We start from the raw sequence: 12,198 nt of genomic DNA, 5'->3' as shown, positions 1-12,198 counted from the left end.
ATTTTTCCATAGTTTATGTAGACTATATGCAAAGTGACTGGTCCGACAACAGCTATCTTCCGTGGCTGATGAAATGCTCTCACGTCATGGCCGGGCTTGGCCCGGCCATCCACGGTTGCTCCTTCGTCAAGGACGTGGATCCCCGGGACAAGCCCGGGGAAGACGACGCGAATTGACTGGCAGCCTCAGCCGCTGGAGCCTTCATCGAGCTTGAGCGGAAGCTTGCGCAGGCGCTTGCCGGTGGCGGCGAACACTGCGTTGGCGAGCGCCGGGAAGGACGCCGCCGTACCGGTTTCGCCGAGGCCGCCGGGCGTCTCAGTGCTGTTGACGATGTGCACCTCGATCGGCGGCACTTCGTTCATGCGCAGCATCTGGTAGGTGTCGAAATTGGCCTGCTCGACCTGGCCCTGATCGAGGGTGATCTCGCCATAGAGCGCGGCGGTGAGGCCGAACACCAGGCCGCCTTCGAGCTGCGCGCGCACCGAGTCGGGGTTGATTGCCTGGCCGCAATCCATCGCCGCCACCAGCTTGCGCAGCTTGATGTCGCTGCCGTTGGAGACATCGGCCTCGCACACCACCGACAGGAACGAGCCGAAGGCGTTCTGCACCATGACGCCGCGCCCGATGCCCTTCGGCAGCGGCGAGCCCCAGCCGGACTTCTCGGCCGCAAGATCGAGCACCGCGCGGGCGCGTGGGTTCTTCGCCAGCAGGCCGCGGCGGAACTCGACCGGGTCCTTCTTCGCCGCGTTGGCCAGTTCGTCGATGAAGCTCTCCACCACGAAGATGTTGTGGGCCGGGCCGACGCCGCGCCACCAGGCGGTGACGACGCCGGGCGGCTCGTGACGAACCCAGGAGACCCGCAGCGTATCCATGTCGTAGGGCGTCTCTTCGGCGCACTCGACTGCATCGGGATCGATGCCGTTCTTGCGCATGCCGGGGGGCGCCCAGCGCGCCAGCACGCTGGAACCGGTCACCTTGTGGGTCCAGCCGACTAGGCGGCCCTGGCTGTCGAGGCCGGCGGAGAGCCGGTCATAATAATAGGGTCGGAAGCGATCGTGCTGGATGTCCTCCTCGCGGGTCCAGATCAGCTTCAGCGGATAGTCGACCTGCTTGGCGAAAGACGCGGCGATGCCGGCGTACTCCCATTCGAGCCGACGGCCGAAGCCACCGCCGATCAGATGATTGTACACCTTCACCTTGTCCACCGGCTGGCCGGTGGCCTCCGCCGCGGCGGACTGGCAACGGGTCGGTACCTGCGTGCCGACCCACACCTCGACGCCGTCAGGCCGCACATGGACAGTGCAATTGACCGGCTCCATCGGCGCATGGGCGAGGAAGGGCAGTTGATAGACCGCCTCGAGCTTGGTCGCCGCGCCGGCAATGGCGGCGACGGGATCGCCCTCCTCGCGCGCGACGATGCCGTCGCCATGCGAGGCCTCCTCATGGCCGCGCACGATGTCGGCCTGGGTCAGCTTCGCATTGGGGCCGAGGTCCCATTTGATGTCGAGCGCGTCGACGCCTTGCTTGGCGGCCCAGAAATGGTCACCGACCACCGCTACCGCGTCGTCGATCTTCAACACCGCGCGCACGCCCGGTATTTTCATCGCGGGCGCCTCGTCGACCGAGACCAGCTTGCCGCCGAGCACCGGACAGCGCGCCACGGCGCCGATCTTCATGCCGGGCAGCTTCACGTCGATGCCGTAAGTCACCCCGCCATCGACCTTGTGCCGGGTGTCGACCCGCTTCTGCGGCGTGCCGATCAGCTTCCAGTCCGCGCGATCCTTCAGCGGAGCATCGGTCGGCAGTGGCGCCGCAGCCGCGGCCGCGACCAGCGAGGCATAGGGCGCGCTGCGCCCGGAGGCGGCGTGCGTCACCGTCCCGCGATCGACCTTGCAATCGGCGGCATTGACGTTCCATTGCTTGGCGGCAGCCTGCACCAGAGCGAGCCGGGCGATCGCCGCGGCTTTGCGCAGGCTCTCCCAATCGCCGCGGATCGAGGTGGACCCGCCGGTCGCCTGGAAGCCGATGAGCGGATTGGCATAGAGCTTGTCATTGGGCGGCGAGGCCTCCGGCGTCACCTGGTCGAGCCCGACATCTAGTTCCTCGGCGAGCAGCATGGAGGCACCGGTCCAGATGCCCTGCCCCATCTCCGCGTCGCGCATCACCAGCGCGATGCGCCCGTCGGTGCCGATGCGGATGAAGGCGTTGGGTTCGAAGCTCGCTTCGCCCGCGGCCTGCGCCATGCGCCCGCCGAACGGCAGTGAAGCCGCCACCACCAGCGCCGTGCCGCCGGCGATGAAGGAGCGACGGTCGAGGCGGAATTCGTCCTGTTTCACGATCTTGGTCATTGCCGCCCCCTCACGCTGCCGAAGCTTGCTTGATGGCGGCGCGGATCCGCCGATAGGTCCCGCAGCGACAGATATTGCCGCTCATGGCGTCATCGATATCGCTGTCCGAGGGCTTCGGATTGGCTTTCAGCAGCGCCGTCGCCGACATGATCTGGCCGGACTGGCAATAGCCGCACTGCACCACTTCGAGGTCCAGCCATGCCTTCTGGATCGCCGCACCCTGCGGGGTCGCGCCGACGGTCTCGATGGTCGCGATCTTGTGCCCGACGGCATCGCTCACCGCGGTCTGGCAGGAACGCACTGCCTCCCCGTCGAGGTGGACGGTGCAGGCGCCGCACAGCCCGGCGCCGCAGCCGAACTTCGTGCCGGTCAGGCCGGCGACGTCGCGCAGCACCCACAGCAAGGGCATGTCGGCCGGGACGTCGAAATTATGGTCCTGTCCGTTGATGTTGAGGGTTGCCATCCGGTTCTCCCATGGGTTGGGCGCGCCTCCGGCCTGAGCCCGTAGCGAGGCGCAATGGAGCGTGAAAGCCTGCTGGCGAGATAGCGCCACGCACTGCTCTGGCCAGCCGTAGATTTGAATATTTCCAGCTACGATGGCATATGCCACTATCTTGTCAAGCTAACGCCCCGATGGCACCGTGCTTTCAGACAAAGGTGGTGTGCTGCCTGTCTGCGACAGCATCGTCCGAGAGGAGCACCGGCCGTGGCGGCTGTCGATCCCAACCTCTGTAACAATGCCGTGCTCCGCAAGGCGACACGCCGGCTCGGTCAGTTCTATGACGCGGCCATTGCGCCGAGCGGCCTGCGCGCGACGCAATTCGCGCTGCTGGCAGAAATCGTCGCCCTGGAAGGGCCGACCTTGCGCCAATTGGCGGGTGCCCTGGTGATGGACCTCTCCGCCCTGGGCCATACGCTGAAACCGCTCGCCCGCGATGGCCTCGTCACCATCACCGCCGACCCGCACGACCGGCGCGCCAAGCGCGCGCTGCTGACCGAAGCGGGTATGGCGAAGTTCAACCACGCGCGGCGGCTCTGGCTCGGTGCGCAGCGCCGCTTCGAGTCGACGCTTGGCAATGAGCGCGCCGCCGAGCTGCGCTCGGTCCTCGGCTACATCGCCTCGGAAAGCTTTACCGAGGCTTATCTGGACGGCTGAAGACGCCCGGAACCGCTGGAAAGATCCGCTGGAGATCGCAATGGAGGCAGACCAACCGCAAGGAGCCTAGCCCGGCTTCATCTCACCCAGCATGGTGGGGATGAGCTCGGAGACGGTCGGGTGGATCGGCACGGCGCGCTGCAGCGTCGTGTACGGTGCGCCGGCATTCATCATGTCCAGGATGCCGTGGATCGCCTCGTCGCCGCCAGTGCCGAGGATCGCGGCGCCAAGGATCCGCTTGGTCTCGGCGTCGACGGCAACTTTCATGAAGCCCTGCGTCTCGCCTTTCTCCACCGCGCGGCCGACCCGCGTCATCAGTCGCTTGCCGATGAGCAAGGGGCGACCGGTGGCGCGCGCCGCCGTCTCCGTCATGCCGACCCGCCCGAGCGGCGGATCGGTATAGAGCGCGTAGCCGGGCACGCGCTCGCTCAGCTTCCAGTCCTGCCCGTCGAGCAGATTGGCAGCGACGATCTCGAAGTCGTTATAGGCGGTGTGGGTGAAGGCGCCGCGGCCGTTGCAATCGCCCATCGCCCAGATGCCGGGCACATTGGTGGCGAGGTGGTCGTCGACCTTGATGTAGCCGCGCGCATCGGTCTCGACGCCGGCGATCTCCAGGCCGAGATCGTCGGTATTGGGCCGGCGACCGACCGCCAGCAGGACGTGCGATCCCACGATCTCCGGCGCGCCGCTCACGCAGTCGACCGCGACCGCCACCCCTTCGCCATGCGGTGCGAGCCGGATGCACTTGGCACCAACGCGGATGCCGACGCCTTCCGCCGCCAATATGTCGGCGATCGCTGCCGAGACATCCTCGTCCTCGCGCGAGACCAGGCGGTCATTCATCTCCACGACCGTGACATCGGCGCCGAAGCGGCGATACATCTGCGCGAATTCGAGCCCGATATAGCTGCCGCCGATCACCACGAGATGCTTCGGCAGATGGTCGAGTTCGACCATGTTGCTGTTGGTCAGGAACGGCACGGTGTCGACGCCGGGCATGTCCGGCACCGCGGCGCGCCCGCCGACATTGAGGAAAATGCGCGGCGCGGTGAGCATCTCGTCGCCGACCCGGAGCCTGTCCGGTCCCTCGAAGCGGGCATGGCCGCGCAGCACGGTACAATTTGCCATGCCGCCCAGCCAGCTCTCGATCCCCTGGCGCGAGTCGGTGATCACCTTGCCGGCACGCGCCTTCACGCGCGCCATGTCGATGCGCGGCGGCCCATCGATGACTACGCCATACTCCGCCGCGCGGGCGGCCATGCGGGCCGCATAGGCGCTTGCCACCAGTGTCTTGGTCGGCTTGCAGCCGGTGTTGACACAGGTGCCGCCAAAGAACTTGCGCTCGACGATGGCGACGCTCATGCCGGCGTCGGCGAGGCGGCCGGCAAGCGATGGCCCGGCCTGCCCGGCACCGATGATGATCGCGTCGAAGGTAACGCTCATGGCAATACCCGCGCTATTGGGCAGAGCAAGCTGCCGCTCGCCGCGCATGATGTCAAAGATATCTTCGCATAGTACCCGCAGGCGCCCGACCTCGGGAGCCGGCAGAGTGGCTCACTCGTCTCACTCCTGTTGGCAGCCACGGTTCCAATAGGCGGCGACGAGGACGTTCTTTTTTGCCAGGCCGCGTTCCTTCTGGAGGAAGCTGCGGATGTTGCGCGCTGCCGCCTGTTCGCAGCCGACGAATACGAAAACGTCGTCGCTATCGGACCAGTCCGCTCCGCGCAGCGCGGCCTCGACATGGCGTGTCGTGCCCGGCGCGGCACCGTTGCGGTGCAGCCAGACCGTCTCGAGCCGCGCGGCGGACGCGAGCGGCTGCTCCTCGGCGGCGTTGGCAATCTCGATGAACGCGGTTGCCTGGACGGTGGCCGGCAAGCCTTCGGTGATGCGCGCAATGGCGGGAAGCGCCGTCTCGTCGCCGGCGAGCACATAGCGTTTCGCCTTCGCGATTTCGCCACCGCCAGGCCCCATGAGCCCGACCCGGTCGCCGGGTGCGGCAGTCGACGCCCAATGGGAGCCGGGCGCAGCTTCGTCACCGTGCAGCACGATGTCGATATCGACCTCGCGGCAGGCATGATCGATGCGGCGGATCGTATAGACCCGCGCCGTGAGTTCGTCCTCGCCCTTCGGCCATAGCGTGCGCCCGTCAGGCGCAGCTTCGGGCCAGCGCGGCTCGCGTCCAGCCGGCGGAATGAGTACGCGGACATGCAGCCCGCCGGTTTCGAAATGTGCCACATCCTCGCCCGTCAGTGTCACGCGGCGCATCAGCGGCGTCACATTGCAGGCCCGGCGCACCGTCATCTCGCGGAAGAACGGGATGCGAAGCTGATCCGAGCCGTCGCCGCTCCAGGTGAACGCCGCGACCTCCTCGCCGGCCAGCAGGAAGACGTGCTCGGAGACCGACATCTTCACCACATAGAGCGCGGTGTCGTTGGTGCCGCCAGCCTCGATCCGCAGTGCGCCCGTCTCGGGCACGAGAGTGGCATAGCCGAACTCGGTCTCGATCCGCCCGCCGTGCTCGGTCATCGTCACGGCGCCGTGCTCGGCGAAATGGGTGCAGAGCCTGTGCAGCACGCCGTGCGGGTCGTTGAGCGCGATGCGGGTCGACGCCGTGCGGGTATCAGCCATGGTTTGCGTCTCCATGCCGGAGCAGCCGAAGCAGATACGGCCCGCCGATGAGCGCGGCGAACAGTCCGACCGGCACCTGATAGGGGAAGGCGACAATGCGGGAGAGCCAGTCGGCGCCGATGAGCAGCGTCGCCCCGATCAGCATCGCGGCCGCCAGCCGGGTGCGTCCGCGCGGGAAGCGGGCGGCGAGATGCGGCGCGAGCAGCCCGACGAGGCTGAGCGGGCCGACGATGAAGGAGGAGATCGCCGTCAGCCCGGCGGCGAACAGCGCCAGCACCAGCCGCGCCCGGCCGACCTTCAGCCCGACGCAGCGCCCGACATCGGCGCCGAGCGGCAGGATGTCGAGCCAGCGGGCGAACAGGAAGAGCGGCGCCGCCAGCACCAGCGCTGCGACGAGGGCCGTCGTCGCTTCGAATGGGCCGACCCGGTTGGTGGAGCCCGACAGCCACACCAGCAGCGCATAGGCGCGCATGCCCCCACCGGCCAGCACGGCGGAAAGGATCGCCATCGAGAAGGCGCCCACCGCGATGCCTGCCAGCAGCAGCCGCTCCGGACCGAAACTGGACCGCGCAGCGACGATGAGCATGACAATGAGCGCCACCAGGGCGCCGGCCGCCATGCCGCCCAGCATGAGGATGGGACCGGGGAATCCGACGAGGAACAGCACCGCGGCGAGGCCGACGCCGCTGCCGGCGCCGACCCCGAGCAGTTCCGGACTTGCCATCGGATTGGCGGTGATGCGCTGCATCAGCGTGCCGGCGGCGGCGAGCATGACACCGGCTGCACCGGCCGCCACCAGCCGCGGCCCGCGGAACGCCAGCAACTCGCTGAACAGGTCTCCGGTGGCGATGTCCCAGCCGTCCGGTCCGCGCCCCACCAACAGGGCAAGGACGATCAACGCGGCCGCCAACAGGAGCAATGGTGTGGCATTGCCAGAGCTTGGCTTCAGCATTGACAGCGGCGCGACGAGACCCGCGGGTGCCCGGTCAGTGGAGCGCACGCGCGGCAGCAGCCACAGCAGCAGCGGCCCGCCGAGCAGCGCGGTGGCGGCGCCGGTCGGCGCCAGATCGGCGAAGCCGGAGCCGGCAAGCTGCACCGCGCTGTCGGTGATGGAGAGCACGACGGCGCCGGCAATCGGCGCGACCAGCAGGATCTGGCGCGGCGTGCGCGCGCCGGCGAGCCGGGCGAAGGCCGGCGCTGCGAGCCCGACGAAGCCGATGATGCCGACCTCCGCCGTCACCGTGGCGGCAAGCCAGACGGCGAGAAGCATGACCATCAGCCGCGTCGCCAGCAGGCCGACGCCGAGGCTGCGCGCGCCGGCATCGTCGAGGCCGAGAATGGCGAGCGGGCGCAGCAGCAGCACCGCGGCCACCACGCCGACGGAGAGCCGGGTGGCGATGGTGATCGGCGCGTCCCAGCTCTGCAGGCTGAGCGAGCCGGCGCCCCAGATGTAGAGCGACATCAGATACTCGCCGCGGGCGAGCACGACGAAGGCGCCGAGGGCCGCCGCGATCATCGAGATCACCATGCCGGACAGCACGACGATGACCGGATCGAGCCCGCGCTTCCAGGAAAGCGCCAGCACGCCCGCCGCGGCGGCAGCGCCTCCGGCCAGCGCCACGCCCTCGCGCGAGACGGCGACCAGTGCCGGCGCAAAGGTCATGGCCAGCGTCAGCGCAAGCTGCGCGCCGGCGGCGATGCCGAGCGTCGAGGGATCGGCGATCGGATTGCGCAGCACCCTTTGCAGCAGCGCGCCGGAAAGCCCGAGCGCGGCGCCGCACAGCAGCGCGGTCGCGGCCCGGGGCAGCAGGGAGTGCATCAGCAGGATGCGGTCGAGCGCCAACGCATCCGGACCCAGCAGCGACGGCCGCGTCTCCAGCACTGCGGCGAACAGAGCCAGAGCAAGGAGGCCAAGCCCGACCCAGGGCCGCAGCAGGCGCAGCGAGGAGCCGATGTCAGCCAAGGCCACGGCCCTTCGCGACGAGTGCCTCGACCAGCAGCCGGGCGAAGCGCGCCATGGCCGGCAGCGCACCGAACGGATTGACCGGGCCGAGATCCAGCACGCGCCCGCTCCGTACCGCAGGCAGCGCGTTCCAGAAGGCGCTGCGGGCGAGCACGGGGCCGACTTCCCGAGGCGTCGGCCCGATCAGCGCGATCCATGCGTCATCATAGCCGGCGAGAGCTTCGAGCCCGACCGGGGCGGTCGCCGAATAGCTGGTCGGCGCCTTCCAGGCATTGACGAGGCCGAGTTGCTCCAGCGCCGCGCCAAACATGCTGTCGGCGCCGAAGGTGCGGAAGTGCCGGGCATCGCCGAGATTGATCGGCAGCACCGCACGCGGCCTCCCACCGAGCCGGGCGCTCAAGGTCGCCATGTCATCGCTGGTGCGGGTGATGAAGTCCTCCGCCTCCGCCCGCCCTAGACGGGCGCCGATGGCGCGGGTCATCTCGACCGCGGCGTCGAAGGGTGGCTTGCCGGGCACATAGATACTGAGGCTCTCGACCGGCGCGATGCGCGCCAGCAACGGCTCGGACGAGGCGTAGAAGTTGGAATTGAAGATGATGTCGGGCCGCGCCAGCAGCAGCGTCTCGAAATTCGGCAGGCCGCGCAGCCCGAGATCGGTGACGCTCAATGGCACCGCCGGCTCCACCGCCACGTCGCGGAACTGCACCAGCTCGGTTGCAGCCACCGGCGGCGCGCCAATCGCGAGCAGCGTCTCCAGGATCGCCCAGTCCAGCGTCGCCGGGCACGTGGCGGCAGCGCTCACGGCACCCTTCGGCCATGCCGTGCCGGCGAGGAGCGCGGCGCCCGCGGCCAGTGCCTGCCGGCGGTTCAGCAAGGGGCCATGTTCCCGCATCACAGCACGTAGCTGAGCGGCTCGCCGCGGGTCGGGTGCGGGATAATGCCCATCGGCACCCCGTAGATCGCGGCGAGCGTGTCGGGCTGCATGATGTCGTGAGCCGGAGCCTGGGCGAGCACCCGGCCGTCGCGCAGCGCGACGATGTCGTCGCAGATGCGCGCGGCGAGATTGATGTCGTGCAGCACCACGACGACGGCGGCCCCGCGTTCATGGCCGAGCTCGCGGACGAGGTCGAGCATGGCGGTCTCATGGGCAACGTCGAGCGCCGAGGTCGGCTCGTCGAGCAGCAAGCAGTGCGTGTCCTGCGCCAGCATCAGCGCCAGCCAGGCGCGCTGGCGCTCGCCGCCGGAGAGGCTGTCGACGATGCGATGGGCCAGCGGCTCCAACCCGGTGCGGCGGATGGCGTCCTCCACCTTGCCGGCATCCTCGCTGGTGAAGCGGCCGAGCATGCCGTGCCAGGGATAGCGGCCAAGCGCGACCAGCTCGCGCACATTCATGCCGTCCGAGCGCGGCGTGAATTGCGGCATATAGGCGACGTGGCGGGCGAACTCGCGCTCGCTCCATTCGGGATACGCTCGCCCGCCGAAGCGGAGGCTGCCGGAAGCGGGCGCGAGTTGCCGCGCCAGCAAGCGCATCAGCGTGCTCTTGCCCGAGCCGTTGGGGCCGATCAGCCCGCAGATGCGGCCCGGTGCCAGCGTGAGCGACAGCGGCACCAGGATCTGCCGGCCGGGGACCGCATAGCTCACGCCGTCGAGCTCGAAGATCGGGGCGTCATCGATGGGAGAGGCGCGGTTCATGCTACCATTTGTAGTGGGCCGACAAGGTGAGGGTCCGGCTGTCGCCATAGCCGCAGCCGGTGAGGCCCTGGCAGCCGGCGACATAGACCTTGTCGAACACGTTGTTAACGTTGAGCGCGACGCCCCAGCTGTCGCGCTCATAGCGGATGGCGGCATCGAACAAAGTGGCGCTCGGCACCTGGAGCGTGTTGGCGTTGTCGATCCAGGACGAGCCGATATAGCGCACGCCGGCTCCCAGGCTGACATCCTTCAGCGGGCCCTGGTCGAACTTGTAATTGGCCCAGGCGGAAGCCGTGACATCCGGTACCAGCATCGGGAAGTTGCCGATGAGTGCAGCGTTGGCATCGTCGGTGATCTCCATGTCGAGGATGGTCAGGCTGGCAAGCACGCGGAAATTCCTGGTGATGTTGGCCTTGCCTTCGATCTCGAAGCCGGTGGAGCGCACTTCGCCGATCTGCGACGATATGAAGGGCGGATTGGGATCGCTGACCACCACGTTCTGCTTGGTGATCTGGAACACCGATGCGGTGATCAGCGCATCCATGAAGCCCGGCTCGTATTTGACGCCGGCCTCGTACTGGTAGCCCTTCTCGGGTTCCAGGCCCTGATTGGTCGCGGTCGTGCCTACCAGCGGGTTGAAGAAGCTCGACACGCTGACATAGGGCGTCACGCCATTGGCGAACTCATAGCCGAGGCCGGCGCGGCCAGTGGTGGCGGTGTCGTTGCTCTTGTAGTTGGGCGAGAACGCATATTGCGCCGGGCTTTCGGAATCGGTGTCGACATAGTCGTAGCGCCCGTTCAGCGTGAGGATCCAGCCGCCGCCGAAGCGCATCTGGTCCTGCACATAGGCGCCGACCCGCTGCTGGGTCAGCACCTGGTCCATGTAGATGAAGGTGGGGCCCTGCGGCACGCCATAGACCGGGTCGGTGGCGCTGATCGGCGTGCCGCCGCCCGAAGCCTGGACATTGTCCAGCCGGTAGAGCGTGTAGTCGACGCCAGCCAGGAAATCATGGTCGATCCCGGCGGTGGAGAATTTCTTGCCGAAGCGATTGTCGGTGGCGAAGCTATCGACGATGGAATTGCCTTCGAAGCCGATGCGGTACAGCAGATTGTCCGGCGTGGCAGGCTTCGGGCCGCCGCCATAGGGATAGTCGGGATCGACATAGCCGTACGGGTACGGCCCGATCTCGCGCTTGTCCAAATGGCCGTAGCGGGCGCTGGAATTGAAGGTCCAATCGCTTTCGAAGATGTGCTCGAACTCGTAGCCGACCATGGTCTGGCTGTAGCGGCTATTGTCTAGGCTGGGCTCGCCGAAATAGGCGTCGCGGGCGATCTTGCCGAACGAGGCGTTCTTCACCGTGCCGTAATAGGGCAGGAAGCCGCCGCCGACATTGATCTGGTCGAGCGCGGCGAACTGGGCATAGACGGTCAGCTCGTTCTGGTCGTTCGGGCGGTAGGTGACCTGCGGCATGATCACGCCGCGGAAATCCTCGCTCTCCTCGGTGTGCTGGCCGCCGCCGGCGATGCGCCCGGTGATGCGATAGGCCCAATAGGGTTCGGCGGGTGCGGGCGGAGCCTTGCCGATGACGTCCTTGTTCGGCGTGCTGCCGCCGAAGGAATCACCGATGTCGAAGGCGAAATAGCCATTGCCGAAATTATTGATGCCGGTCTCGACATAACGCAGCGGTCCGTCCTGCGGCCGCTTGCTGATCATGTTGACGATGCCGCCGGGATTGGAGCCGCCATAAAGCACCGAGGACGGGCCCTTCAGCACCTCGATGCGCTCAAGCGTGAAGGGGTCGACCTGGAAGCCGCCGAAGCCGTAGCTGTAGAGCGACAGATTATCGAGGAAGACGCCGGTCTGGGTGGCGTTGAAGCCGCGGATGTAGAACCAGTCGGTGTCCGGGTCCGGGCCGCCATAGGGCGCGGAGACCACGCCGGCGGTGTAGCGCAGCGCCTCGTCGACCTTCAGCGCGCGGCGATCGTCGATCTCGTCGCGGCCGATCACCGACACCGATTGCGGGATCTCGACGATCGGCACGTCGGTCTTCATGCCGCTGGTGGTCTGGGTGGCGACATAGCCATTGACCGGCCCGGTGCCGTTGTCGGCCTCGCCCTCGACCGAAATGGTTTCGAGCTCCGTCGTCGAAGGCGATGCGTCCTGGGCACGGGCGACCGCGAGCGGTGGCACCACCGCCATCGCGCTGCCAAGAAGAAGAAAACCGAACCTCTTAGCGTACATTGTAATCGCTCCAATCAACGGCAGCCATGCGCGCGGCAGTTCGGAAATATTCGAAACAAAAGATTTGCCATTTCCGTGCCTTACACGACGCTAGTAGCAATTGCGTTTTTGCGCTGATTGGTCATTGTTGTGCCCGATAGCACGTTTTTGGGTTTTTAGCGGCCAACGT

General features: G+C 67.4%; 9 protein-coding genes. 1 reads left to right on the top strand and 8 read right to left on the bottom strand.

What is annotated here, in order from left to right:
- Window positions 1–185: 185 nt before the first annotated feature.
- Together G3545_RS26720 and G3545_RS26715 are read right to left on the bottom strand one after the other, a co-directional pair.
- A complete protein-coding gene (locus tag G3545_RS26720) occupies window positions 186–2,348 on the bottom strand; it encodes a xanthine dehydrogenase family protein molybdopterin-binding subunit (protein WP_170017333.1) in 2,163 nt (720 codons plus the stop codon).
- Between the two features lie 10 nt (window positions 2,349–2,358).
- Complete coding sequence (locus G3545_RS26715) at window positions 2,359–2,811, bottom strand: (2Fe-2S)-binding protein (protein WP_170017332.1); 453 nt, start codon at window positions 2,809–2,811, stop codon at window positions 2,359–2,361.
- Between the two features lie 243 nt (window positions 2,812–3,054).
- On the opposite strand from G3545_RS26715, the gene G3545_RS26710 reads away from it, so the two are divergent.
- Window positions 3,055–3,504, top strand: coding sequence for a MarR family winged helix-turn-helix transcriptional regulator (locus G3545_RS26710; RefSeq protein ID WP_170017331.1), 450 nt, complete (start codon window positions 3,055–3,057; stop codon window positions 3,502–3,504).
- Between the two features lie 66 nt (window positions 3,505–3,570).
- On the opposite strand, the gene G3545_RS26705 is transcribed toward G3545_RS26710, so the two are convergent.
- The 6 genes from G3545_RS26705 to G3545_RS26680 all read right to left on the bottom strand — a co-directional run bounded on the left by G3545_RS26705 (window position 3,571) and on the right by G3545_RS26680 (window position 12,029).
- Window positions 3,571–4,947 carry an FAD-containing oxidoreductase gene (locus G3545_RS26705; protein WP_170017330.1) on the bottom strand — a complete coding sequence of 459 codons (1,377 nt, stop codon included), beginning with the start codon at window positions 4,945–4,947 and terminating at the stop codon, window positions 3,571–3,573.
- A 120-nt stretch (window positions 4,948–5,067) separates the two neighbouring features.
- A complete protein-coding gene (locus G3545_RS26700) occupies window positions 5,068–6,132 on the bottom strand; it encodes a siderophore-interacting protein (protein WP_170017329.1) in 1,065 nt (354 codons plus the stop codon).
- Window positions 6,125–8,095, bottom strand: a complete 1,971-nt coding sequence (gene fhuB, locus G3545_RS26695; RefSeq protein WP_246702579.1) for a Fe(3+)-hydroxamate ABC transporter permease FhuB — start codon at window positions 8,093–8,095, stop codon at window positions 6,125–6,127. Before fhuB ends, G3545_RS26700 begins: the two co-directional genes overlap by 8 nt.
- Entirely contained in the window at window positions 8,088–8,987 is a 900-nt protein-coding gene (locus G3545_RS26690; RefSeq protein ID WP_170017327.1) for an iron-siderophore ABC transporter substrate-binding protein, read from the bottom strand. Before G3545_RS26690 ends, fhuB begins: the two co-directional genes overlap by 8 nt.
- On the bottom strand, window positions 8,987–9,787 hold the full coding sequence (locus tag G3545_RS26685) for an ATP-binding cassette domain-containing protein (protein WP_170017326.1): 801 nt from the start codon (window positions 9,785–9,787) through the stop codon (window positions 8,987–8,989). Before G3545_RS26685 ends, G3545_RS26690 begins: the two co-directional genes overlap by 1 nt.
- Before the next feature lies 1 nt (window position 9,788).
- The gene (locus G3545_RS26680) at window positions 9,789–12,029 is read right to left on the bottom strand and encodes a TonB-dependent siderophore receptor (RefSeq protein ID WP_170017325.1); all 2,241 of its coding nucleotides are present in this window, start codon (window positions 12,027–12,029) and stop codon (window positions 9,789–9,791) included.
- Window positions 12,030–12,198 lie beyond the last annotated feature (169 nt).

This window comes from Starkeya sp. ORNL1 (genome assembly GCF_012971745.1).
GTDB lineage: Bacteria > Pseudomonadota > Alphaproteobacteria > Rhizobiales > Xanthobacteraceae > Ancylobacter.
Note: the sequence above shows the minus strand (reverse complement) of the source record. Positions and strands in the feature narration are given on the sequence as shown.

What these genes read in the sequence shown, in the direction of transcription:
- G3545_RS26720 (WP_170017333.1), bottom strand. Translation starts at nt 2,348, where the DNA reads ATGACCAAGATCGTGAAACAGGACGAATTCCGCCTCGACCGTCGCTCC.
- G3545_RS26715 (WP_170017332.1), bottom strand. Translation starts at nt 2,811, where the DNA reads ATGGCAACCCTCAACATCAACGGACAGGACCATAATTTCGACGTCCCG.
- G3545_RS26705 (WP_170017330.1), bottom strand. Translation starts at nt 4,947, where the DNA reads ATGAGCGTTACCTTCGACGCGATCATCATCGGTGCCGGGCAGGCCGGG.
- G3545_RS26700 (WP_170017329.1), bottom strand. Translation starts at nt 6,132, where the DNA reads ATGGCTGATACCCGCACGGCGTCGACCCGCATCGCGCTCAACGACCCG.
- G3545_RS26690 (WP_170017327.1), bottom strand. Translation starts at nt 8,987, where the DNA reads ATGCGGGAACATGGCCCCTTGCTGAACCGCCGGCAGGCACTGGCCGCG.
- G3545_RS26685 (WP_170017326.1), bottom strand. Translation starts at nt 9,787, where the DNA reads ATGAACCGCGCCTCTCCCATCGATGACGCCCCGATCTTCGAGCTCGAC.
- G3545_RS26680 (WP_170017325.1), bottom strand. Translation starts at nt 12,029, where the DNA reads ATGTACGCTAAGAGGTTCGGTTTTCTTCTTCTTGGCAGCGCGATGGCG.